General features: G+C 34.1%; 26 protein-coding genes and 1 CRISPR repeat array. Of the genes, 14 read left to right on the top strand and 12 right to left on the bottom strand.

Going from position 1 to position 22,778, the window contains the following annotated elements; translation table 11 throughout:
* Positions 1–207: 207 nt before the first annotated feature.
* Positions 208–981 (top strand): undecaprenyl-diphosphate phosphatase, encoded by a 774-nt coding sequence (locus tag CCY98_RS06665; protein ID WP_112057791.1) that lies wholly within the window; start codon positions 208–210, stop codon positions 979–981.
* Between the two features lies 1 nt (position 982).
* On the opposite strand, the gene CCY98_RS06660 is transcribed toward CCY98_RS06665, so the two are convergent.
* From CCY98_RS06660 to CCY98_RS06620, 9 genes are all read right to left on the bottom strand, one after another.
* The gene (locus CCY98_RS06660) at positions 983–3,091 is read right to left on the bottom strand and encodes a UvrD-helicase domain-containing protein (RefSeq protein WP_112057790.1); all 2,109 of its coding nucleotides are present in this window, start codon (positions 3,089–3,091) and stop codon (positions 983–985) included.
* Positions 3,092–3,756: 665 nt separating this feature from the next.
* Positions 3,757–4,362 (bottom strand): nucleotidyl transferase AbiEii/AbiGii toxin family protein, encoded by a 606-nt coding sequence (locus tag CCY98_RS06655; RefSeq protein ID WP_181566561.1) that lies wholly within the window; start codon positions 4,360–4,362, stop codon positions 3,757–3,759.
* Positions 4,362–5,126 carry a conjugal transfer protein TraF gene (traF, locus tag CCY98_RS06650; protein WP_258439637.1) on the bottom strand — a complete coding sequence of 255 codons (765 nt, stop codon included), beginning with the start codon at positions 5,124–5,126 and terminating at the stop codon, positions 4,362–4,364. Before traF ends, CCY98_RS06655 begins: the two co-directional genes overlap by 1 nt.
* A gap of 130 nt (positions 5,127–5,256) precedes the next feature.
* Entirely contained in the window at positions 5,257–5,385 is a 129-nt protein-coding gene (locus CCY98_RS06645) for a transporter substrate-binding domain-containing protein (RefSeq protein ID WP_181566560.1), read from the bottom strand.
* Positions 5,386–5,992: 607 nt separating this feature from the next.
* Positions 5,993–7,195, bottom strand: a complete 1,203-nt coding sequence (locus CCY98_RS06640) for a CsgG/HfaB family protein (protein WP_112057787.1) — start codon at positions 7,193–7,195, stop codon at positions 5,993–5,995.
* A 9-nt stretch (positions 7,196–7,204) separates the two neighbouring features.
* Positions 7,205–8,572 (bottom strand): hypothetical protein, encoded by a 1,368-nt coding sequence (locus CCY98_RS06635; protein ID WP_112057786.1) that lies wholly within the window; start codon positions 8,570–8,572, stop codon positions 7,205–7,207.
* An 11-nt stretch (positions 8,573–8,583) separates the two neighbouring features.
* On the bottom strand, positions 8,584–9,216 hold the full coding sequence (gene lpoB, locus CCY98_RS06630; protein WP_112057785.1) for a penicillin-binding protein activator LpoB: 633 nt from the start codon (positions 9,214–9,216) through the stop codon (positions 8,584–8,586).
* A gap of 21 nt (positions 9,217–9,237) precedes the next feature.
* A complete protein-coding gene (locus tag CCY98_RS06625; RefSeq protein WP_112057784.1) occupies positions 9,238–9,603 on the bottom strand; it encodes a YcfL family protein in 366 nt (121 codons plus the stop codon).
* 9 nt (positions 9,604–9,612) lie between these two features.
* On the bottom strand, positions 9,613–10,986 hold the full coding sequence (locus CCY98_RS06620; protein WP_112057783.1) for a hypothetical protein: 1,374 nt from the start codon (positions 10,984–10,986) through the stop codon (positions 9,613–9,615).
* Between the two features lie 99 nt (positions 10,987–11,085).
* Here CCY98_RS06620 and CCY98_RS06615 point away from each other — a divergent pair, with 99 nt between their 5' ends.
* On the top strand, positions 11,086–11,778 hold the full coding sequence (locus CCY98_RS06615; protein ID WP_112057782.1) for an IS1595 family transposase: 693 nt from the start codon (positions 11,086–11,088) through the stop codon (positions 11,776–11,778).
* Here CCY98_RS06615 and CCY98_RS06610 read toward each other — a convergent pair.
* Genes CCY98_RS06610 through CCY98_RS06600 form a run of 3 tightly spaced genes read right to left on the bottom strand, consistent with a single transcriptional unit; the run spans position 11,730 to position 14,097 of the window.
* Positions 11,730–12,728, bottom strand: coding sequence for a TraU family protein (locus CCY98_RS06610; protein ID WP_112057781.1), 999 nt, complete (start codon positions 12,726–12,728; stop codon positions 11,730–11,732). The genes CCY98_RS06615 and CCY98_RS06610 overlap by 49 nt on opposite strands.
* Positions 12,725–13,453 carry a nucleotidyl transferase AbiEii/AbiGii toxin family protein gene (locus CCY98_RS06605; protein ID WP_112057780.1) on the bottom strand — a complete coding sequence of 243 codons (729 nt, stop codon included), beginning with the start codon at positions 13,451–13,453 and terminating at the stop codon, positions 12,725–12,727. The genes CCY98_RS06610 and CCY98_RS06605 overlap by 4 nt, the downstream gene beginning before the upstream one ends.
* Positions 13,450–14,097, bottom strand: a complete 648-nt coding sequence (locus CCY98_RS06600) for a hypothetical protein (protein ID WP_112057779.1) — start codon at positions 14,095–14,097, stop codon at positions 13,450–13,452. The genes CCY98_RS06605 and CCY98_RS06600 overlap by 4 nt, the downstream gene beginning before the upstream one ends.
* A gap of 1,168 nt (positions 14,098–15,265) precedes the next feature.
* On the opposite strand from CCY98_RS06600, the gene CCY98_RS06595 reads away from it, so the two are divergent.
* From CCY98_RS06595 to CCY98_RS08535, 12 genes are all read left to right on the top strand, one after another.
* The gene (locus CCY98_RS06595) at positions 15,266–15,547 is read left to right on the top strand and encodes a YqiA/YcfP family alpha/beta fold hydrolase (protein WP_112057778.1); all 282 of its coding nucleotides are present in this window, start codon (positions 15,266–15,268) and stop codon (positions 15,545–15,547) included.
* A gap of 33 nt (positions 15,548–15,580) precedes the next feature.
* Positions 15,581–15,769: a hypothetical protein gene (locus CCY98_RS06590; RefSeq protein WP_112057777.1), complete on the top strand. Its 189-nt coding sequence runs from the start codon at positions 15,581–15,583 to the stop codon at positions 15,767–15,769.
* Between the two features lie 51 nt (positions 15,770–15,820).
* Positions 15,821–16,060: a hypothetical protein gene (locus tag CCY98_RS06585; RefSeq protein ID WP_112057776.1), complete on the top strand. Its 240-nt coding sequence runs from the start codon at positions 15,821–15,823 to the stop codon at positions 16,058–16,060.
* Positions 16,057–16,332 (top strand): type II toxin-antitoxin system RelE/ParE family toxin, encoded by a 276-nt coding sequence (locus tag CCY98_RS06580; RefSeq protein ID WP_112057775.1) that lies wholly within the window; start codon positions 16,057–16,059, stop codon positions 16,330–16,332. Before CCY98_RS06585 ends, CCY98_RS06580 begins: the two co-directional genes overlap by 4 nt.
* 234 nt (positions 16,333–16,566) lie before the next feature.
* Positions 16,567–17,085, top strand: a complete 519-nt coding sequence (locus tag CCY98_RS06575; protein WP_112057774.1) for a DUF1643 domain-containing protein — start codon at positions 16,567–16,569, stop codon at positions 17,083–17,085.
* 60 nt (positions 17,086–17,145) lie between these two features.
* On the top strand, positions 17,146–17,280 hold the full coding sequence (locus tag CCY98_RS08665) for a hypothetical protein (protein WP_258439627.1): 135 nt from the start codon (positions 17,146–17,148) through the stop codon (positions 17,278–17,280).
* Positions 17,281–17,474: 194 nt separating this feature from the next.
* Positions 17,475–18,125, top strand: coding sequence for a hypothetical protein (locus CCY98_RS06570; protein ID WP_112057773.1), 651 nt, complete (start codon positions 17,475–17,477; stop codon positions 18,123–18,125).
* 154 nt (positions 18,126–18,279) lie between these two features.
* Positions 18,280–18,426 (top strand): hypothetical protein, encoded by a 147-nt coding sequence (locus CCY98_RS08460; protein WP_181566559.1) that lies wholly within the window; start codon positions 18,280–18,282, stop codon positions 18,424–18,426.
* A gap of 15 nt (positions 18,427–18,441) precedes the next feature.
* Positions 18,442–18,765, top strand: coding sequence for a BspA family leucine-rich repeat surface protein (locus tag CCY98_RS06565; protein WP_258439683.1), 324 nt, complete (start codon positions 18,442–18,444; stop codon positions 18,763–18,765).
* A gap of 3 nt (positions 18,766–18,768) precedes the next feature.
* The gene (locus CCY98_RS06560) at positions 18,769–20,277 is read left to right on the top strand and encodes a DUF2779 domain-containing protein (protein WP_112057771.1); all 1,509 of its coding nucleotides are present in this window, start codon (positions 18,769–18,771) and stop codon (positions 20,275–20,277) included.
* A gap of 66 nt (positions 20,278–20,343) precedes the next feature.
* Positions 20,344–21,048, top strand: a complete 705-nt coding sequence (locus CCY98_RS06555; RefSeq protein WP_112057770.1) for an NAD-dependent deacetylase — start codon at positions 20,344–20,346, stop codon at positions 21,046–21,048.
* 42 nt (positions 21,049–21,090) lie between these two features.
* Positions 21,091–21,312, top strand: a complete 222-nt coding sequence (locus tag CCY98_RS08535) for a BspA family leucine-rich repeat surface protein (protein ID WP_220101903.1) — start codon at positions 21,091–21,093, stop codon at positions 21,310–21,312.
* A 231-nt stretch (positions 21,313–21,543) separates the two neighbouring features.
* A CRISPR array of direct repeats spans positions 21,544–22,620; the repeat unit is 37 nt; unit sequence GTTTCAATCCCCTTTAATCGGGTCTTATATTGTTAAT.
* Positions 22,621–22,778: the final 158 nt, after the last annotated feature.

The following is a 22,778-nucleotide window of genomic DNA, read 5'->3' as shown; positions in this document are numbered from 1 at the left end:
TTTAACAAAAAAGAGTTGTAATATTAAAAATGCAGTTATAGGATAGGATTGTCAGCATAAAGGGTGTAAAAGAGTAATGGCTTTTGGGAATGAATAATTTTATTTTGTATTTATTTTTAAATTTTCTTTCAGTAATATTATAAAACTTTATAAAAAAAGCAAATTATGTTAGAATTGCTTTGTTTTTATATAAAATAAGGGTTTTTTATGGATTTGATTTATGCGATAGTTTTGGGAATTGTTGAAGGTTTGACAGAATTTTTGCCTGTTTCTTCAACAGGACATTTGATTCTTACTTCAAAACTGCTTGGAATCCAACAAGATATGTTTCATAAAACATTTGAGGTTATAATTCAATTAGGGTCAATTTTAGCAGTTATTTTTGTCTTTTGGGAAAGGTTGTTTAAAAATAGTTTGGAGCTTTGGGTTAAGCTTGCCATTGGATTTTTACCCGCGGGTATTTTGGGTTTTTTACTTTATGATTTGATTAAAATGCTTTTTGCGCCCATTACGACTTCTATTATGTTAATTGTGGGTGGAATCGCCTTTATTGTTATAGAGATATTTTATAAAGAAAAAGAGCATCACACCAAAGAAATAGCAGAAATTTCTTATAAACAATCTTTTTTGATTGGGATTTTTCAAGCTTTGGCGATGATTCCAGGCACTTCTAGGAGTGGGGCGACTATTATTGGTGGATTGCTTTTGGGCTGCAATCGTAAAGTAGCGACAGAATTTTCTTTTCTCCTAGCTTTACCTACGATGATTATTGCAAGTGGATATAGTGCTTATAAAAACTATGCTGTATTTAATGCTGATAATTTGCTTATTTTAGCAGTTGGGTTTGTTGTAGCATTTTTAAGTGCTTTAATAGCGATTAAATTGTTTTTAGGCTTTGTTTCAAGGTTTAATTTTATCCCTTTTGGGATTTATCGTATTATTCTTGGAATCGCATTTTTGTTTTATTTAGAAGTTCTTTAGGTTAAACTTTTGTAACATAGCCACTTAAAATCTCTCTTAAGAGTCCGCCAAAATTAATTTTTAGCTTGACTTCTTGTCCGCTTTTTGTAACTTCTATTACTCTTCCTGCTCCAAAAATTTTGTGCATTACACAATCTCCCTTTTGGAAGCCTATCTCATCGGCGCCTTTTGATAAGTTTGTGGTGCTAGGGTGCGAAAAATTTTCTTTAGCAAGAATCTTGCTTTCTGCTAAAAATCTTGAAGGCAACAAACTAGCACGATTTCCCCTATAAAATCTTGAATCAACATAGCTTAAATAAAGCTCCTTTTTCGCTCTAGTGAGGGCAACATAGCCTAGTCGCCTTTCTTCTTGGATATTAGTGTCTTCTCTTGCCATAGGAAAGAAACCTTCTTCAAGTCCAATGATAAAAACATAATCAAATTCTAAACCTTTGCTAGAATGGACGCTCATACACGAAATGCCCTCAACCCCTTTTTGCTCATTTCTTAATTCTGTGTCCTCTTGATCGCTTCTTAGCGCAAGTTCATTGAGAAAACTTTCTAGCTCCATTAGTGGATTTTGTTTAACATATTCGCGGTATAGTCCATAAAATTCTTCAATATTGCTTACTCTATCAACTTCTTCGCTATTTTGCGATAAAGCTTTGCAAAGTCCGATTTTTTCTTCAAAATCATCAAGGAATTTGAGGCTAGATTGACTTTGTGATTCTTGGAGTTCTTCAATAGTCTTAAAAAATTCCCAAATTGTATTGTAGGCTTTTTTACTGATTGTTTGCTGTAGTGATTGTGGAGATTGCTTGGTAAAAAGCTCATAAATACTGCAATGATGAATCTGACTAAGTGATTTTAGTTTTTCAAGAGTGGTTTTTCCCAAGCCTCTTTTGGGCTTGTTGATGATTCTAAAGAGCGAAAAATCATCGTTGATATTGGTTAGAATCCTAAAATAGCTAATCACATCTTTAATTTCGCTACGCTCATAGAATCGAATGGTTCCCACCAAAACATAAGGGATTCTTTCGCGATTAAAACCTTCTTCTAAAGAACGAGAGAGTGCATTTAAGCGAAATAAAATGGCAATATCTTTGGGATTTATTCCATTTTGAAGTAGTTTTTTAATGATTTTTGAGAGATTCCTTGCTTCTTCTTGTTCATCATTAGAATGCAAAACTTCAATAGGCTTCCCTTCGCCTAAATTGCTTTTTAGTGTTTTGCCTAGTCGTTCTTTGTTATTAGAAATAAGATGATTAGCGGCATTTAAAATTGATTTGCTAGAGCGATAGTTTTCTTCTAGTTTAATAGTTTTTGCGCCTTTGAAATGTTGAGAGAAATTAAGAATATTTTGGATATTAGCACCCCTCCAGCTATAAATGCTTTGATCATCATCGCCCACTACACAAATGTTGCTGTGTGTGGTGCAGAGATATTTTAAAAGTTGATATTGTAAGTCGTTGGTATCTTGATATTCATCAACCATAATATATTGGTACCTTTGGCTGATTTCTGTGGCAACATTGGGATTTGATTTTAAAATCTCAATGGGAAGCAAAAGCAGATCATCAAAATCCACCATATTGTTCTGCAAAAGCGTTTCTTGATAGTTTAGATAGACTTTTGCGATATGCTTATAAAGTTCATTGTGAGCATTTTTAAGAGCTTCTTGGGGTGAAATTTGAGAATTTTTATAGCGAGAAACCTCGCTTATAACCAAAGGGAGTGGTGCAAGATCACAATTAAGCTCTTTGATGATTTTTTTGGAATCATCGCTATCGGCTAAAATAAAGTTTATTTTACGCCCTAAAAGTGGGATATAAAATTTCAAAAACAATAGTCCAAATTTATGAAAAGTGCAAAGCAATGGGGGGTGAGAAGTTGATTTCTCTAGCATATTTAAAGCGCGTTTTTGCATTTCATTGGCTGCTTTATTAGTAAAGGTGAGAGTTAGGGTATTACTTGGTGGAATCCCCACTTCATCAATCAAATATGCAAGTCTAGTTGTGATGGTTTTGGTTTTGCCACTTCCTGCACCTGCTAAAATCAATAAAGCCCCTTCAATGGTAGTAACAGCCTGTTTTTGTGAGGCATTAAGTTGATTAAGAAATTTTTCTTGCATAAAAAGCCTTGATGAAAATTTCGGAATTATACCAATTTATTGCATCACAAAACTCTTAATTTGCAGAAGTCATTAAAGGCAATCAGAAAAAAATATAAAGGTTTTATTGGAAAATTTTAATGCTAGTTTAATAATCTATGATAACACAATATCCCAAAAAGTAGAAGCAATAAATCATAATATAAGAGATTTGCAATGATTGTTCCCACCTTAGTTGCACAATAATTAGTTTTCAACAAATACCATCTGCTAAATAGAATATCAAAAAGAAGTGGAGTAGCTGGTATGGCAATGAATAACGCTTCATCATTAAAAACTTTTGAGACTCTTTACAAGAGACGCAATCATTATAAGGAATTTAAGCTAATTTATTCTCTTGTTTAGAGCTGATTTTATTTTAATAAACAAGTTTTTAGAGAGAGAATATACTTGAAATTTAATTAATATGGTTGCTAACTTTTAGTATTGCTTATGCATTACTCCATAATTAGCTTGAAAATACAACCCTTGATGCCAATAGTCTAAAATAATCTTTTGATCAGAATTCAAATACTCTTGCATCTTTAACAAACCCTTTTACTTCATTGATAGCTTGTTTTATATCAAGAGTATCTATTTTGTCATGAAGTAGTTTGGCAAACTCTTCTTTAGTTAAAATATCTTTGTTAAAATTTCCACTTTCTTTCATTCTTTGACATAAATGATAAATTAAGTGGAATATTGTTTTTAACATACCACTCAAAATCAAACCAATCTCTCCCTTTAACACGAGTTATCCAGTTTCTAAATAAAAGAGCATACATCTTACCAGCATAAAGATTTGGCAAGGTCATAGTTCTAATATTAAAAGTCATAGGAAGAAGAAGTGTTTTTGATTCAGTTTGAAATTTTAATGGAGGATTGGTATCTACTTCAAGTTTAATTTTAATCCTTCGCCCATTATGAATATCTTCTAATCCTTTAGCTTCAATATTAAGTGTATGGATAGATGTGTCATTTTTTAAAAATGCTGATTCTATATTTGTCTCATTTGATTTACTTTTTTTATTTAAGCTTACTTCAATACCCAAAGCTTCAAACTCATTCACAATACTTAGAAAATATTTTTCCATATCAAAGCTTTTGTTTTTTTCTAAATGTTCTTTGATTAAAAGAAGTGCATTTTTTTCTGCAAACTCATAGACATCACCCGAGTGCAAAATATTAGAATCCATAGAATTTGCCAACAAGAAGCTGCTAAGAAATATAAAAAAAAAAGTTTTTTTTATCATCATTTATCCTTTTCGATAATTACATTGTCAAAAAGGAATCTAGTATTGCTAAGGATTTCGCTTTGCGCGGCAAGTCCTGCTTTAATCCTATGCCAAATGGCTTCACCATTTTTGTTTTTATAAAGAAAGAAATTTTCAGGACTTGTGGTAAGTTTAAAGCGTTCTTTTATTAGTGGTTTATTATCAATATCTATAAATTTTGCTTGGATTCCATAAAGTCTTTGAATATGCTCGTAAACTTCTTTTTGTCTGTTAATTGCATCTTGGTTTAAATTCCCATAGAAAATAACAAAAGCAAGCCTGTCCTTTTTAGATTTAAAAAAATCCTCTGTTTCCTTGTCTTTTTGTGCAATCTTGGAAATTTTTGCAAATTTAGTATCTACAATATTTGGATATTCTAAATTAGGATCTTCAAGCAAATTAATAGCCCAAACTTTTGCAAATCTTTCTGACTGCTCTGTTTGCCATTTATTCATAATTTGCATTATTTTTACATTTTCTTTTGTAGGTCTCATGGTTGCAATGGATTTCACTCGTTCAAAAATTTCGGTATATTCCTTGACACTTAAATCATCCAAGGAATTTAATGGGACAGAACGCATAAAAGCTACATCATCGCTTATGCGCTCTTTTTTCTGTATTTCTTTTTCCTTTACTTCAGGTTCGTAATAGTGCCAACCACGCCTTGAATCATTAAAAAATGAATTGCTTTGGGAGTATAAAAAAGTGGTGACAATTAGCGTAAATAGAAATTGTTTTGGCAAGACAGAACCTTTGGTGGTGAATTTTAATTATTCTATTATTTTTAGTTCAACAAAAAGTAGTCGCTATATATTTTTTCTATTTTTATTTTGCATATTCCCTGATGCAATTTCAAGCATCGAGATAAAAATTTCAATATCCTTGGCATTTAAAAACTTTCAAGCGCGTTGCATTAATCGTCAATCCACTTGCCGCAAAATCTGCATTGCCGCTGCTTACTGCGCTTACAACCGCATCAAACTCCATATCTTTAACTTCCAATGTTTTACCAAGTCGTTTAGCAATCTCATGCGCACGCCCTTATATTCCGACCCCTCTTTAAACTCAAAAGGAACGAATCCCGTATCCGTCGCGACAACTATTTTTTCCTCTCCCTTGCACGCACTTAAGCCAAAACTTACAAAAACCGCTAACAAGCCTGATAGCAACGTCTTGTACATTTCTTTCTCCTTGATAAAAACTAGCTAGGATTATAACAAAAATATAAGCCGCTGTTAAGCCTTTTAAGGCAGTATATCAAAAATTAATCCAATGGAATCCAAAATGTAATTTCTATATTACTGGCACACACAATGCATATAAAGATTTATTGATTTGTTTTTTTGATATAATACTTTCTCTTGCCTAAATGAAATGGACGATTACATACAAGCATAAAAGTGCGGATTCTCTGATTTTTTGTATCTCCCCCCCCCCATTTATCCAATACCTTTAATCAAGAATCCGCACTTTTATGCTTACTTCCTAAAACATCAATAATTTTACGATTCTACTTTGATTTAAGATTTTATTTGAAAGGGTTTAATGCAGTTGGAATGCAGTTGGAATGCAGTTGGAATGCAGTTGGAAAGCGGAGAATTGGAATCCCTTAGAATCCCAAATTCACTCCGCCATTTTCATCAATTTTATAGTTAGCATCGCGCCCGATTGTATAGCCATTTCCACTACCACTTCCATTACTCAATGGACGGCAAATATCGCCCACTTTCACGCTTCCGCTTGTAATTTTTGCATAAGATAGCTTAGGTGTAGAGCGCACAACTTCAATATCACCACTTTTTGTCTCCACTCTACCAGTAGTTTCTTTAGTGTAGGAATCTTTAATCGCCTTACCCAACGCAAAACATTCATAAGTATCACCTTGGTTTAACGTTTGTGAAAACACCACTTCACCATTTTCTACACTTGCGACCTTTAAGGGATAAATCGCATTTAAAATATCACTAGAAATGCGTCCCGCAATCTGTTCTATTAATGCAGTATCGGCTGTTATGCTATCATCTTTTATTGTAGTTTTCATTACAAGCGTATTTGAAAATTTAATCTGCCTTGTCGCAAATAAAAGCACACGATAATCCACTTTCATCTCTACTTCCACCTTGGTTTTACCTGTGAGATTGCTTTTCTTTGCTCCCCCGTCAATGTCTGAAACAGAGAATAGCAAAATATAATCGGTTGCTAGGACATTTTTAAGCTTATAGACTTCATCGCTTGCTGCATCACCGCTTTTGATAAGGGATTTTTCCATTTCGTAATATCCGGGCGTATCTCGCTCTAAAACATTAAATTTTCTGCTTTGGAGTAAATCTGTGATAATTTGCTGCTGTAAATTATTTCCGATTCCGCGCTTATCAACATCAGGCGTTGCATTAAACACCGTGATGCTACGGCGATTGCTCGCACTTTGTCCGGGGGCTTTATACTTTTTTGTTGTGGTTGTTTTCTTGATGAGCACAACAACCTTGTATTCATCGCCTTGTTTGGAATTTGAAATTACTTCATAGGAATCAAATGTCCCTCCACTAATGCGCGCAATCTCCTCGTTATAGGATTTTTGTAGCTGCTGTTTGTCATTTGTTTTGGTGTAATCTGTACTTAGTTTTGAACCAACCGCTAATTTGCCACCATACATTTTTGATATAGCATCCGCCAAAGCCTTATTAACTGCTTCTTCATAAGAGGAACCATAGCCCTCACCGCGAGCATCTTTGGTGTTTTTAGTAGTTACCACTTCCGCGTTTAATCCCACACACATCAATAAAAACAATAAAAAAGTTGCTAACAATTTCATAAACACACCTTAAAAATCATCGACTTCTAAGTTGGTTGCGCGTTTGACGCCAGGGGTTGCTTTCGCACCACTTTTGCCGCTTTGTTGTGTTGGTATATTTTCCATTGCATCAAATCGCTTATTTGCCTCATCAATGCTATCCATAGAGTAATACACAATCGCTCCAACCACTTCATAATCGCCCTTATCCACACTCCAAGTTCTAGCTACTTCCATACCGCGCAAAGAAGCTTGAGCAGTACTGCTAAACTCTTTAGACATTTCTTTTACTATGCTTGTGCGAGTTTTTTTCTGTGCCGCACCCATTTTGACCTTACCGTCAGTCTTGCTAGCCTTTAGCATTGCATTTTTTGTCTTCTGTTTTAATTCGGTGTTTTTCATAAACGCATTAACATTGGAGGATAAAAACTGCGCAATGGTCGCCTCCGCATTGCCTTGTGCGCGAGTTCTTGCTTCGCGCCTGTAATCAGAATTAAACCCTTCCTCTTTTGTAAAGGAATCCATTCCGTAAGCAAGAAGTGCTGGACGACAATTTTCATTGTAAAAATACTTTATACCAAGATGTGTGAGCAAGTATTCATCATCAAAATCTTCTACTATACTATCTGCACTTTTGCATTGCGCTTTATTCTCTATTGGTTTTGATTTATGTCCTTGCGCTAAATCGCGTGCAAGTTGAAGTGATTTTGGCGTGGTATAAGCTAAAACACCAATCTCAGTCTCACCTTCTTCATTTGTAACAATAAAGGTTTCATAGGGAATCATACCTTTAATTTCATCAAAGGCTTCTTTTGTGAATCCGCTCGTATATGCATTATTAAAGATATTTTCCTCTACTTCTGCTTCTATTGTTTCTGGCTTCTTATCGCCTTTTGCGTTGGTTACAACGCTATTGACGATATTTCCTACGATTGCAAATATCCCATCAGCATCTCCGCTCTTTTCCTCTAGCTCTTTTTTGACCTTTTTTTGCATTTCATCATTAAGCATATCATCTGGCATTTGCTTGCGGTGGTATGAAAGTGCTTCCTCCACTGCAATTTTTCCTGCTTTTGACAAAATCATATCTGCCTTTAAAGTCAAAAATGCCTCTCGATAAGCCATTGACAAATATTCATAATATTGCGCATCGTCTGGATTTGCATCAACAGTTGCAGTCGCACTATAAATATAGGCTTCTTTATTTTTCTTTTTTAGCTCTCTTTTTGCTTTATCAAGCAAATCATCTATATTTTGCTTTTTAGGCTTTTCCAAATTAGGCTTCACATCTGATTCTATGATTTTCTCAAGCTGTTCGCCTGTATTCTCTTTTGTTATATCCTCAGCATATAGTAAGCTTGCTAATGCTAAAGAACCAATCAATAATAGCTTTCTCATTTGCTTCCTTTTTACCAAGTTACAGATTTGCTAGAGCCTACTTTATCAATCGTCTGCTCATCTTCCCAATATACAAGCCCAGAGGTTAAGTCTGTTAATCGCAAGAGAAAGAAATATTCCACCTGTGTTTTACCATTGCTTAGCTTGACATTATCCTGTCTAATTTTACCTGCTAGTGAAAAATCTGGCGATACTAAAGTTCCTTTTTTAGCAATTGTTTTTTGGTTAAACTCATCATTATCTCTTAATTCCCTCACATCCTCGCTCATACTATCTAGCGCACCACCTGCGGCAACTGCAGAGGTTAGGACAAATTTTCCTGATTTTCTTAGTGCTGTGGTAATTTTTGCAGTTAGCTTTTCCGTGTCGATTCTTTGTGGCGTATCATTCACTACTCTACCAATCGCAATCACCTTTCTTTGTCCGGGCTTAATGCTTGCAAAAGCAGGATCGCTAAGCATACTATTAATCATTGTTTCTGCCGCATTTTCAAAATCTTCTCTATCAAGCCCAAGCGTAAGAGAATCCCCTTTTTTAACCTGCGTGGCTTTGCCATCTGTATAAACACCACCGCTTCCTGTTGCACAACCTGTCATTACCAAAGCTCCTGCAAGAGCTAATCCTAAAATTTTTGTTTTTGTCATTTTGTATCCTTTTGTTTAAATTTAATTTTTACGAATTTCTATTCTAAAGTCTTGCGCTCTCACATCAGATGCAAGTTTGTGCAAAACAACCTTCTGTCTAGCTGGAATCCTAAGCACTTGATAATCTTCGCTTAAAACATCACGCAGCACAAAGCCATCTTTATCTAGCCATTCCACTTTATAGACAATATCCTTAGCAGAATCGCTATAAAAAATAATTTCAAACTCCAAATAACCATTATCATTGATACGCTTGCGTCTCTCTTGAATAATATCCTTAGAAAGAGAGGAATCCAAAGTGATATTAGGTAAGTTAGAATCCTTTTGGTATGTTGTCGAACACGCACTCAACAAAATTACAGCACAAATTAATAACCATTGTTTCATTGTTGAACCTTATTTTTGTGTTAAATTAACATTGCTTGGCAAATTTGGTGCAAATGAACGCACTATAATAAGTACATTTTTATTCTTATCCAATGTGTTTGTATAAATCTCTTCTCCTTGAGGATTTTTAATGTTCACACTCCCCTTGTTTTCAACCATTGCCACAGAGATGTTTTTAGGCAACCCACGCCACGAACGCACATCGGCATTATTTGTCAATGTTGTTAGTATAGAACTACCAAGCGATAGGAATCCACCTGTTTTATCATTGCTTGCCACAACGACATTTAATGTAGTTTTGGTAATTGTCTGTGCTAGGGCTTTAGTAATCATTGCAGGCATATTAATTTTAAACTCTGTTGCAATAATATTATCTAAATCAACCACTTCTGTTGTTTGAATGCCATTGACTTTAATATTAGGAAAAGACGCTTCACGCTTTTTTAAAGTTTGCAAAGCCACATTTGTCGTAACAATATTTTTATCTACAACAAATGGCAATGTCAATGTGAAATCATCTTTCATTACACCAAAACCATTCTCATAGACAACAAAAATATATTTTTTGCCCTTTTTGGAAACAGAATTTGCGCGCCCCTTAAAAACTGCATATTCCTTTTGAATCTCTTTATTTTTAGGATTAATTTTAGCAACTTCTCTAAATAAATCCGCTGCTTTACGATAATCGTTGTCCATAAAGAAAAATACAGAAGCAAGATAAGTCGCATAAGGATTTACAAAATCTTTTGTTGTTACAAACTCCTTAAATAGCGCATCATATTCCTTTGTTACACTTTTTAGATTCTCATTCATATTTTTATCGTAATTTGGGTCTTCTTTTGCCTTTTCAATCTCTTCACGATTCTTAGCGATCTCTTTTGCAAAATATTCTTTTGCTTTATCTTGACGCATTAAAGCGCGATTAAACTCCACTCTAGCATTGCCATAATCACCCAAATCCATAAAGTTTAAGCCCTTATAGAGATTAAGCATAATGCGTTCATACAAACTTCCCTCATAATCCACAATTGTGTCATTAACCAATGTTGTTGTAACAAGCTTAGCTCCTTTTTTGCCTGCATTTTGCAAATCTACATCTTGTTTATAAGACTCCTCTGCTGCGTCAAAAAGCTGATTGCTAAGATCAAATTCACCACAATTTCTAGCGATTAGCCCAACATTAATACCTGTATAAATTGCATCGTTTCCTTTCTTGACTTTATCTAAATTTTGCGAGAAAAAGCCATCATTGCAAATCCTTTGATACAAGGCACTTTCAAAAGTCTGATTTTGTGCGCTATGATTTGCACACGCGCTAAACAATAGACAAGTAGCACCCAATACCGCCAACTTTAATGTTTTGTTTTCATATAAAAAACTCATAAACCAAATACTCCCAAAAAATTTAATTTAAAAATGGAACAGCAATATATCAAAAAAAGGCTCAAGATAAGTTAAAAACTTTTAAAGGGGTTTTTAACTATGATTATACCGATGAAAAATAGGTATATGTATCGTTCCCAAATTTCAGAAAAGAAATTTCGTGAAATTTTATGGTATTTTTGCCTTGATTTAGAAGCTGTAAAAATAGCTGAAATTTGTAAAATTTCTAGGATAACAATTAATAAAATTCTTAAAAATATTAGACTTTTAATGCTACAATCTTGTCAAAACCAAGGCAAGCTAAGCGGTGAAATTGAAATAGATGAAAGCTACTTTGGAGCCAAAAGAGTGCGCGGCAAAAGAGGCAGGGGAGCAGCTGGTAAGCATATAGTGTTTGGCATGCTAAAAAGGGATGGCAAGGTGCATACGCAGCTAGTTAATGGGTGCTTCGCAAAAGAGCTTTTACCGATATTACAAGGCTTTAGCGATATTAGTAATTCTACCATTTATAGCGATTGTTGGAAGGCATATGATGGCTTAGTAGATTACGGAGCTAAAGCTCATTATAGAGTGAAACATAACCAAAATGAGTTCGCAAATGGCAAAAATCACATCAATGGGATAGAAAACTTTTGGGGCTACTACAAGCATCGCTTAAGTAAGTTTAAAGGTATAAAAAGAGAGAATTTTCTTTTACATTTAAAAGAGTGTGAATTTAGATTCACTAACTTGGAAAATCTCTATCAAGTTTTATTAAAATTGATAAGAGAAAATCCTCTTAACTTATCTTGAGCCTTAAAATTATCCCCACCTGCTGGGAGATTTTTTAATGGCGTCCAAATAACCCCTGTTTGCCCTATACCCATCGCCATAGGGTGTGGAAAAGGATACATAAATTGCAATCTATAAGCAGTTTTAATCCAAATAGGTAATGGGTGTTCTCCACAAAGTGCTGTATAAGAAGCAGAGTTCCATAAAATTAATTGCCTATGTAATTTGTAAATCATTGAAGAGGCAACGCTTGCTGAATCCTCCACATAATTTTTAGTATTTGTAGAGCCTGTTAAAGGATAAGCATTTCCCCAACTTCCTTTGCACCAAAATAAAGTATCAAGTGGAGAATTTGCGACAGAAGCAACACTATCAGCAATACAAGCAAGATTTGTAATGGGGTTTCCAAACAATAAAGCTTCTGGATTAATTAAAGCGCTAAGAGAGTCATCATTCCATAAAGGATCAACTTCTGTAAAATAAGCTATATCTATGCCTTGTTCTCCACGCAAACACATAGTGTCTGTAAATACTCCTACCATCTCAAAAATAGAGTAAATGTAATAATGAGATTGAAACCAAGTGCGTGTTTTGTCCTTAGTATTTGCATCCCCCTTAGTTCCTTGCTGCAGTAATGAAATTCCCATATTTAATCCTAGTCCTGCAAAGCAATAAGGATCTTTGTTTACATCTATGCTTCTGCTAGGCTCATAATACCCAATAGGAAATCCAATTCTGTAGAATAATGGTGGTGGTGCAGGACACATACAAATAGGGCTTCTAACTGCCGTTGGAGAGTCTGGCATTGGACCATTAATAACAGGAATACCTGCAATGCTGATAGGAAAAATACAATTCCAGCACATTGAGCCTAGTGTTGTAATAATTTGTGTTGGATTTACTGAACAAACAGCAAATGCTAACTGTGTGCTTAGGGCAAGAGAAATAAATCCACTTAAAACCTTTTTCATCTATAAACCTCCTCATCACTGTCTTTTCTACATTCCAAGCAAATTTCATTAACTATTATTTTATCTCCTTGCTGTTGGATAATGCTTGGTGTGTGCTTTAAAGCAAAGCGTTCTGTGATTTCGGGCAAAAGGTAGAAAAATTCTTGCTTGTATTTTTTAATCATTTCATAATAATTACCATCACTTAGAAAGATCCTATATGCGATGGTGTTTAAAAAACTACTTTTTTCAAGCCATTCTATCTCTTTAGGGTTGTTTGCGTTAATTACAACGATTCCATAAGAGATCCTAGCATATTTAGCAGGATTAAAAGTGAAGCCCTGTGGATATATGATATTTCCTTTAATATCTTTAATATCTTGTTTGAGCGTATAGGTCAAATCAGGACTAAATTCCCTATTTTTTGTTGCTGGAGTAAGCGGAATTAATCCTTTAGGTTTGTAATTTTTAATGTTCTCCATTGCTTGTTCTCTTGCAATATTAGCCCTTTTTTCTATTATTTCTTTGTTTTTTTCTAAGAGTGAAAAGTCTAAATCCTCTGAAAATCTCTCTAACCCATAAAGTATTCTCAAGCTCGTTCCGCCATAAAAAGCAGCTTTATTAAAAAAACCACCTCGATAAAGACCAAGAAGTGTTATTTCTTGAAATATTTCTTTAAGTGCATTGATTAGTTCAGTTTCGCTTTTGGGATTATATTTTTTTAGCATTTGTTCTATTATATTCATCTTGATAGCCCTTTTATAACTTTAGTAAGAACTTCTATTTTTTTTGATTTGCTAACTTTTGCATACGCTTCAAAAATTTTTATATCGCAGTTTTCAAACTCATCTATATCGATTCGCAAATCATCTTCCAAAAATTCTCTCATGACTTTTTGGCTTCTTAAATCTATATCTTTTGTAAAATAAACTTTATCACATAAGGCTTTTTCTTTACCTGCAATTATAAAGTTACTGCTTTTGGAAGTTTTGATTTCTAAGCCAATATCAAATAGCTCTTTTTTAATTTGTATATAGCTAAACACCCCATAAGGTGTATCAAAAGATTTTGATCGTTTGGCGCTAATAGAAATGATTTCATAAACACTCTCAGGTATGAGCCCATGAAACCATAGAGCAAAATTTAGTGATACATAAGAATGTCCTAAAAGTATATTTGCAATTATCTCTTTAGAAAGAAGAGCGTTGCTATAGAGTGGATTATAAACATAAAGCCCACTTTTAAGAGGAGTTAAAATATTTTTGTTTTTAAGTTGAACTATTTTATCATTGATTCTTCTGTATGCCAAATTTTCAAGTATTGAGGAGAGTGTAGCATGTTCTATAATTCTAGAAGGGTATGCATCTAATGCTCTCTCTAATTCTCTCATTATGTTTTCCTTGCCTTTATAGTCTATATTTAATAGATTAATATATTTTGCCTATAAAATTAGATTGTTATTAGTATTTTTCCAAAGAAGTTTGGCAGTTTAGCAATAGTAATTTCTAATTTGCGAACTTTTTATAATAAAGAAAGAAAAAGTAAGTATTTATAAGACTTTTAGTAAAGTAAATTAATAATACTTGTTTTATTTCTCTATGGCAAAGATTGCTATTATTGGCTATTAACAATATAAGACCCGATTAAAGGGGATTGAAATCTATTACTAATTATCTATATTACAAAATGTAGCAAACCAAATTAGTTTTAGTCCCTTCTTAAATTTCTTTATGGTAAAATAGATACCCCAAAAACCAAGAAATTCAGGGATTTAAGTAGAATAATAAATGAAAAATATACTAGAATCTCACTAGAGTAATTTAAAAAGGGACTAAAATAAGTGGTTTTCGGTAAGCCACGCAGGATTAAAATTCCTTTTAAAACCGAATCTTTATTTTATGCTTTCTTTGGAATATTTATAATCATATATTTCTCATTCCATCCAAAAAAATATTTTCTTAAAAATAATGTAATTAGACCACAATTACTTATTTGAACAAAGAATCCACAAAAAATAAAAAAATACCTATTTTACAGCTTTATTATCCTGCTACTATCCGCTTGCTATCCCCCTATTATCCTAACTTTGAGCCATTAATAGTGATTTATACTTTTTGGAGAAAAAGTTCAAACAGATGGAGAATTTGTTCAATAAACACTCTTTTATCTCCCTTGTTTCCGAGCTATTTAGCTTATCTAAAACTAATAAATATATAATATAATCATTAAATATCTAAATTTTACTGGTAGGGCGGAGTGTTAAAAAATGTCTATTTAAAATTATAATGATTATTTCACTCGTATTGTTGTATAATGAGTTGCAATCAATCCAAAAGGGAATACATGTTAAATTTAGCGCAGATGATGAAATAATAATAAATAGAGAAAGCTTTTGGAAAGAAGTTTTATTAACTCGCACGGAATTTGGATATAACGACAATTAGTTATTTTTAAGTGGAATTACAAAATAAATTTGGAATTCCACTTAAACAGTCAATAAATAGTCCTAAATTCTAGTTAAAATTCTGCTTATAAAACCAAAAACCAAAGGAAAAGTAATGTTTGTGTATATTCACGGATATGGCTCAAATAAAAACGGCAGAAGTGGAAAGGTGCTAAAAGAGCTTTTAGGGGCAAGGGGCGAAGTTTTAGAGCCACTTGGCTGGGATAGTAATGCCACTTATGATGAGATTTACGCTGATTTAAAGTCGCAAATTCTAGATTTGCAAATTCGCACAAATGATAATCTAACGCTAATTGGCTCATCGCTTGGTGGATATCTCTCGGCTCGTTTTGGTATGGATTTGGGACTAAAATCTGTGCTTTTTAATCCATCTTAAACACCTCGCTTTCGTATCCCAAGTGTGCCTGATTTGGTGCTTGATAAGCCTATAAATGCGCTTATTTTTGTATCTGCCGATGATGAGCTTTTAGCTCAAAATGATATAAAAGTAAAAGCACTTTTTGGCTCTAAGGCGCAAATATTCATCACTCACACCACGCATAGAGTGATGGACTATGAGCCTTTTATAGTTAGAATCCTAAAATTTGCTAAAAACTAGAATTCTAGCTGTATTTTAATATAATACTATCTTTAATTTAAGGGGAATAAAATGCTTGAATTTAGCGTCAAAATCAATCCTAGCTTAGAAAAAGTAGCGATGAATGCAATAAAAGATGTGCTAAAAAAAATTGACCCAAGTGCGATTGTTGTGCAAAATAGTGGGCTTAGCAAAAGCGATGAAAATGATTTTAAAGAGCTTTTAAAGGATAAAAAGGCTGGAAAATTAAAGTTTATAAACGCTGATGAAATGTGGGCAAGTATAGATAAAACAATAGCAAAATACGAATGAAAATAATTTATAGTAAGAAATTTCAAAATTCCTTAGCAAATATAGTAGATTTCATCGCACAAGACAGCCCAAAAAGAGCTAGGGAATTTGCCACAAACCTTAAATCACAGCTAGAAACAATTACTATTATGCCCTATAAACATAGAAAAAACTTCATAGCAAATGATGAAAATATCCGTGATTTTATTTTTAATGGTTATGTAATTATCTTTGAAATAAACGAAAATATTGAAATCTTAAACATTTATAAGCGCAATTTGCCTAAATTATAAATTTAAAAATGACAACAAATAGTCTGCAATTCTAGCTAGAATTATGCTATAAAAACAAATATAGAACTAGGGAATTCTAGAATTCCCTAGAATTGTAATGTTATTTTTGATATAATTCACAAAACAATTTTAATTATAAACTAAGGGGATATTTTGGTTTTACAAACTTTTTGACTAGAAAATACGGTAGAATTTTAGAATTCTTAAAAAAATTAAAATTGGAATGATATAAAAATGTATAAATGGAAAGATGGCTTTGAGCCTGATATTTGCGATAAAGACAAGCAATGTAGATATATGCTTGGTAAAAAGGGCAAAAATACGCTAATTTGTATCGGCGCAAATCCCAGTATAGCAAGTGGTAGCGAATGCGATGCTACAATGAACTTGCTTTGTGCTATACTAGAAAACAATGGTTATGATGGCTTTATAATGCTAAATCTCTATCCGCTTATCGCCACAAATCCAGATGAACTTGCGGACTTTGATGAGAAAATACACGCAAAAAATTTAGCCAAAATCAAGACAGTTTTGGCTGAGTTTAAAAATAGTGATATTTTGCTCTGCTATGGTGTGGTGCTAAAAAAGCGCAAGTATCTACAAAAATGCCTAGATGATATCATGGCACTTTGTGACGGCAGAAAGCTAAAATGCCTTGATGCTATCACAAATGATGGCTTACCGCCACATCCATCACGCAAAAGCAAAACAATCAAAATTATTGATTTTGAAATAAAAAACGACAACAAATAGTCTGCAATTCTAGCTAGAATTGCCAAAATGCAAAAAATGTATCGGCAGAAAGGATAATAAATGGATGCAAATCTTACAAATTACTTGGAATTCTTAGAAAATTCTAGCAAATTCAAAGCGATGGATAAAGCTGCGAAGGCGCAAATGCTAAGCCAAATAAATGAGCTTATCAAGGCTGACGCTCTTTGGGTGTGAAACTCACACAAAGATGAGAGTAAAAGGCGCATTTCTGCCCCTTTTTTTGAAAATTTTTTAAAATGCTAGCATAATAATACGACATAAAATAGTCTGCTAAATTTGTCATGATTTTGTAAAGACAAAAAATAATTAAAAGCGCAAAAATTTTAGATATAATTCAAAAATCTCAATGTTCAAAAAAGAGGTATCAAATGTCAATTGACATGGCAAAAATAATAGAAAAATTACAAGACAAGCGTCAAATTTTTTGTTCTGAGGCTGATTTTCAGTTAGAAATGGCTTGGGTTATAAAAGAAATGTATCCTGATGCGAAAGTAAGATTAGAGTATGTGCCTAAATTTAATGATAAAATGCACATTGATATTCTTGTATTTATTAGCAATAAATGGATACCGATAGAACTAAAATACAAAACTAAAAATAGCAAAAAAGAAGAAATGATAGATAAAAAAATTCAAGAGGTTTTCAATCTAAAAGACCAAGGGGCAAAAGATATAAGCTGTTATTTGTATCTAAAAGACATTATGCGAATAGAAAGCATAAAAGAACAAGAAAAGAATAATTTTAAAGAGGGCTATGCTGTTTTTCTCACAAATGATAAAATATATCTTAGACCACCGCAAAAAAATGATTGTGTTTACAAGGAATTTTCACTTGAAGATGGAATTACAAAACATGGTGAGCTAAAATGGGCAGAACATACTGGTGCTGGGACGAAAAAAGGCATTGAAGAACCCATAAAACTAAAAGGTATTTATAAAATGAAGTGGAAGGAATTTTCAAATGTAGATGAAGAAAAAAGTGATGGAATTTTTCATTATTTAGTCACAAAAATTATATAAATTTTTCAAAATTCTATTTTTGGAATTCTAGATTGTGCGAATTCTAGAATTCTAAACAATACACCAACACCCCAAAAAGTTAAAAACCGACAATAAATAGTCTGCTTTATATGCTAGAATTCCTATAAATTTTATAAAATCAAAGGAATTCTAGATGGAAAAATATCAGCCACAAAGTCTAGCCCAGCTAAAAGCTCTTGTAAAAGATGAGAGTGTGTATCTAGGCGATATCGATACTAGTAATATCGCAGATATGAGCTCGCTATTTAAGCCTGATGTATGTGGGGCTTGGGCTGGGTGAGAGGATTTTAGCGGTATTGAGAGCTGGAATGTCTCAAATGTCCGTGATATGAACCTTATGTTTCACAACTGCCATTTTTTTAACGCCGATATCAGCGGCTGGAATGTGAGTTCTTGCGAGAGCTTTTATAAAATGTTTGGAAATTGCTATTTATTTAATCAGCCTTTGGGCAAATGGAATACAAGCAAAGTGCGTGATGTGTGCTATATGTTTAGTATGTGTGCGTCTTTTAAAGGGGACTTAAATAGCTGGGATATATCTAATCTAAAAGAAACTTATGGTATGTTTGGTGGCTGTAATTGCGCCGTTCCTAGCTGGTATAATAAAATAAAAGGATGAAAAATGGGTATCTCAAAATCTCTATATATAAATGGTATGCAGTGTTCTAAGCTGCTGTGGCTAAGCAAGCACCGCAAGGGCGATGAGAGCGTGTTTGCGCCAAATGCTAGCTTGGAGACTGTTTTTGAACGTGGAAATGAAGTTGGCGAGCTAGCGTGCGAGCTATTTAAAGGCGGAGAGCACATTGAGTGGGAGGGCACGAGCTTTGATGAAAAAATCGCCCAAACAAAAGAGCTAATTGAGCGTGGTGTTCGCTACATTTATGAAGCTACTTTTAGCTTTGGCGATGCGCTTATTATGGTGGATATTTTAGAGGTTTGCGCTGATGGTAGCCTTGTCATAAACGAAGTAAAATCAAGCACCAGCGTAAGCACTGTATATTTAGATGATACGGCTTTTCAGCACTTTGTACTAACTAGCCTTGGATACAATGTAAAGGCTGTAAATCTAATCCATCTAAATAGCGAGTATGTGCGTGGGGACGAGCTTGATTTAAAGGCGCTTTTTGCAATAAACGACCTTACTGAGAACGCCAAAGAGCAGTTTAATAATGTGCGTGAAAATATCGCTCACTTTGAGAGAATTCTAGAATTCCATAATGAACCAGAGTGCGATATAGACATGCATTGCTACGATCCTTATACTTGCGGGGCATTTGAATACTGCTGGGCTGGGGTGGCGCAAGGCTCAGTCTTTGACATAGGCTCAAAGCTTGGAGTGAAATTTTACAAAAAAGACAAGTTTGCCTTGTGGCACTCGGGCGTAAAAAATATAGATGATATAAAGAATATTTCAGCATTTCCAGCCTATCAGCAAATCCAGCTAAAAGCCCACAAAGAAAAATCTAGAATTCTTAATGCTAATGCTGTGCGTGAGTTTCTCTCTACGCTTAGCTATCCGCTTTATCATTTGGACTTTGAGACTTTTCAAAGCGCAGTTCCGCTGTGGCGTGGGGCTAAGCCATACGAGCAGACGCCTTTTGAGTATTCACTCCACATTGATAAGGGCAATGGTAGCGAGCCAGAGCATAAGGAGTTTTTGCCTACTGAGTTTTGCGACCCACGCAGAGCTTTGGCTCTTAGCCTAGTGCGTGATATACCAAAGGGTGTTTGCTTGCTAGCTTATAATGCGCAGTTTGAAAAAGGGGTTTTAAAGCGACTAGCTGAGCTTTTCCCTGACCTAGCCGAGCATTTGATGGATATTCATAATAATATGAAAGATTTAATGGAGCCTTTTGCTAAGCGTGATTTTTACGACTGGCGCCAAAACGGCAGCTACTCTATCAAGAAAATCCAGCCCATACTAGCCCCAAGCATAGATGATGGATATAAGGCAATGGCAAGCCGTGGCGAGATATCAAATGGCGGCGAGGCAATGAATGCTTTTCCAGCATTTGCAACGATGAATAGCGAGCAAATCGCTAAAAAACGCAAAGAGCTACTAGCTTATTGCGGACTTGATACGCTAGCGATGGTAAAGGTGCTTGAAGGACTAAAAGAGCTGGTAAAATAGGTATTTGCAGCTATAAAAATAGTCTGGAATTTTGGCTAGAGTTCTGAGTATTTTTAAGGAGTAAAGATGAAAAAAGTGCTTATTTTAAGTGGTGCTGGATTATCAGCTGAGAGTGGGCTAAGGACTTTTAGAGACTCTGACGGACTTTGGGAAGAGTATGATATAATGGAGGTTTGCTCGGCTCGTGGATTTAGAGAAAATAGGCAAAAAGTGCTAGATTTTTACGACAAGCGTAGGGCTCAGCTAGCAGAGTGCGAGCCAAACGAGGCTCACCGCATGATAGCTCGTATAAAGGCAAAATACCCCGAGCAAATCGCAGTACTAACGCAAAATGTAGATGATTTGTTAGAGCGGGCAGGCTGCGTGGATGTCGTTCATTTACACGGATTTTTGCCCCAGATTTACTGTGAGCATTGCAAAAAAATAGAATATATCGGCTATGAGGCGATAAATGCCAAAGAGCATATTTGTAAATGTGGGTGTAAGAAGTTTCGCCACAATATCGTTATGTTTGGCGAGCAGGCTCCATTTTATAAGGTGCTTTATAATGAGCTAAATGCGCTTAGAAAGGCTGAGGACTCGCTATTTGTGTGCATTGGCACTAGTGGGCAGGTGCTAGATGTGGCAGATTTTAGCGGTTTTGCTAAAAAGAGCATTTTAAACAACCTTGATAAAAGCGATATAGACCACGCATTTAACAAATGCTACATAGAAAAAGCCACAACGGCTGCGCCAAAAATAGAAGCTGATATAGAGAAGTTTTTTAGCTAGAATTTTAGCAAAATAGCTATATAGAGCTTAAGAGATGAAAAAATCAAGCCAAAAAATAGAGCTGAGTTAAGAGAGCTAGTAAAAGATAATGACATTTATCTAAACGACATTAATACAAGTGCGATTAGCTATATGCGAGCGCTTTTTAAGGATGTAAAGCGCAAAAATTTTAGTGGTATTGAATACTGGGATACTAGTAATGTTATTACTATGGAAGGCATGTTTGCTGGATGTAAGCATTTTAATATCCCTATTGGATGCTAGGGTGTCTCAAAAGTAAAAGATATGAGCTCTATGTTTTGCTTGTGTAAAGACTTTAACGAGCCTATTGGGTGCTGGGATGTAAGAAAAGTAGAAAATATGGATCGGATGCTTGAGTATTGTAAGAGCTTTAATCAACCCCTAGATAGATGGGATACAAAGAGGTTAAAAACTGCGATTGATATGCTTAATGGCTCTAAGGCTATGAGCTTTGAATGTAATGTCGCAAAAGTCGTTTCAATCCCCTTTAATCGGGTCTTATATTGTTAATAGAGATAAAAGTATAATAGATTGTAACTTATCAAGGTTTCAATCCCCTTTAATCGGGTCTTATATTGTTAATAAAACAGATTAGTAAAGTTATTAGAAGTCCACGGTAAGGTTTCAATCCCCTTTAATCGGGTCTTATATTGTTAATATTTAGGTAATATAATAAGGTACGATAATGATAAGTTTAGTTTCAATCCCCTTTAATCGGGTCTTATATTGTTAATTAGAAAGTTATAACCGTTATCTAGAAGAAGATTACGATGAATGTTTCAATCCCCTTTAATCGGGTCTTATATTGTTAATTTACCATTAGTGGTAAAGCTACAGAAGAACAACTAAGTTTCAATCCCCTTTAATCGGGTCTTATATTGTTAATATAATACTACAGAAAAAGAATTATTAGATTACATTAGTAAGTTTCAATCCCCTTTAATCGGGTCTTATATTGTTAATTTCACAACGATATGGTTAGAGAAAACCATGAACAATTGTTTCAATCCCCTTTAATCGGGTCTTATATTGTTAATGACGTTTCGTAAGTTATCTGAGCGTAGCAAAATATAGTTTCAATCCCCTTTAATCGGGTCTTATATTGTTAATAAACCACGAACAATTTGTACAATGGGCTAATAGAGTTTCAATCCCCTTTAATCGGGTCTTATATTGTTAATTTACTGGTAAACAAGAAGATTTAGGTTATACCCTTGCGTTTCAATCCCCTTTAATCGGGTCTTATATTGTTAATATCATACACTTCGTTTTGCGAAAAAAGCGAAGTATGGTTTCAATCCCCTTTAATCGGGTCTTATATTGTTAATTAGGGGACGTATTTGCGGTGTACCGCGGCTACAAGTTTCAATCCCCTTTAATCGGGTCTTATATTGTTAATAAAAGTTAGTGCGAGTTTAACATCTGACTTAATAAAGAAGTTTCAATCCCCTTTAATCGGGTCTTATATTGTTAATAAAAGTTAGTGCGAGTTTAACATCTGACTTAATAAAGAAGTTTCAATCCCCTTTAATCGGGTCTTATATTGTTAATAGCCAATAATAGTATTCTTTATCATAGAGAAATAAAACAAGTATTATTAATTCACTTTGCTAAAAGTCTTATAAATACTTACTTTTTCTTTCTTTATTATAAAAAGTTCGCAAATATAATGGTATTTTCAAAAAGTAACTTCATGGTTTTGACAATGA

This window comes from Helicobacter sp. 11-8110 (assembly GCF_003288905.1).
Lineage (GTDB): Bacteria > Campylobacterota > Campylobacteria > Campylobacterales > Helicobacteraceae > Helicobacter_D > Helicobacter_D colisuis.
The sequence above is the reverse complement of the archived record's forward strand: the minus strand, read 5'-3'. Positions and strand labels throughout refer to the sequence as shown.

Bases quoted from the DNA above. Each gene is read 5' to 3' on its own strand.
- CCY98_RS06665 (WP_112057791.1), top strand. From the start codon at position 208: ATGGATTTGATTTATGCGATAGTTTTGGGAATTGTTGAAGGTTTGACA.
- CCY98_RS06660 (WP_112057790.1), bottom strand. From the start codon at position 3,091: ATGCAAGAAAAATTTCTTAATCAACTTAATGCCTCACAAAAACAGGCT.
- CCY98_RS06655 (WP_181566561.1), bottom strand. From the start codon at position 4,362: ATGATAAAAAAAACTTTTTTTTTTATATTTCTTAGCAGCTTCTTGTTG.
- CCY98_RS06640 (WP_112057787.1), bottom strand. From the start codon at position 7,195: ATGAAATTGTTAGCAACTTTTTTATTGTTTTTATTGATGTGTGTGGGA.
- CCY98_RS06635 (WP_112057786.1), bottom strand. From the start codon at position 8,572: ATGAGAAAGCTATTATTGATTGGTTCTTTAGCATTAGCAAGCTTACTA.
- lpoB (WP_112057785.1), bottom strand. From the start codon at position 9,216: ATGACAAAAACAAAAATTTTAGGATTAGCTCTTGCAGGAGCTTTGGTA.
- CCY98_RS06625 (WP_112057784.1), bottom strand. From the start codon at position 9,603: ATGAAACAATGGTTATTAATTTGTGCTGTAATTTTGTTGAGTGCGTGT.
- CCY98_RS06620 (WP_112057783.1), bottom strand. From the start codon at position 10,986: ATGAGTTTTTTATATGAAAACAAAACATTAAAGTTGGCGGTATTGGGT.
- CCY98_RS06615 (WP_112057782.1), top strand. From the start codon at position 11,086: ATGATTATACCGATGAAAAATAGGTATATGTATCGTTCCCAAATTTCA.
- CCY98_RS06610 (WP_112057781.1), bottom strand. From the start codon at position 12,728: ATGAAAAAGGTTTTAAGTGGATTTATTTCTCTTGCCCTAAGCACACAG.
- CCY98_RS06605 (WP_112057780.1), bottom strand. From the start codon at position 13,453: ATGAATATAATAGAACAAATGCTAAAAAAATATAATCCCAAAAGCGAA.
- CCY98_RS06600 (WP_112057779.1), bottom strand. From the start codon at position 14,097: ATGAGAGAATTAGAGAGAGCATTAGATGCATACCCTTCTAGAATTATA.
- CCY98_RS06595 (WP_112057778.1), top strand. From the start codon at position 15,266: ATGTTTGTGTATATTCACGGATATGGCTCAAATAAAAACGGCAGAAGT.
- CCY98_RS06585 (WP_112057776.1), top strand. From the start codon at position 15,821: ATGCTTGAATTTAGCGTCAAAATCAATCCTAGCTTAGAAAAAGTAGCG.
- CCY98_RS06580 (WP_112057775.1), top strand. From the start codon at position 16,057: ATGAAAATAATTTATAGTAAGAAATTTCAAAATTCCTTAGCAAATATA.
- CCY98_RS06575 (WP_112057774.1), top strand. From the start codon at position 16,567: ATGTATAAATGGAAAGATGGCTTTGAGCCTGATATTTGCGATAAAGAC.
- CCY98_RS08665 (WP_258439627.1), top strand. From the start codon at position 17,146: ATGGATGCAAATCTTACAAATTACTTGGAATTCTTAGAAAATTCTAGC.
- CCY98_RS06570 (WP_112057773.1), top strand. From the start codon at position 17,475: ATGTCAATTGACATGGCAAAAATAATAGAAAAATTACAAGACAAGCGT.
- CCY98_RS08460 (WP_181566559.1), top strand. From the start codon at position 18,280: ATGGAAAAATATCAGCCACAAAGTCTAGCCCAGCTAAAAGCTCTTGTA.
- CCY98_RS06560 (WP_112057771.1), top strand. From the start codon at position 18,769: ATGGGTATCTCAAAATCTCTATATATAAATGGTATGCAGTGTTCTAAG.
- CCY98_RS06555 (WP_112057770.1), top strand. From the start codon at position 20,344: ATGAAAAAAGTGCTTATTTTAAGTGGTGCTGGATTATCAGCTGAGAGT.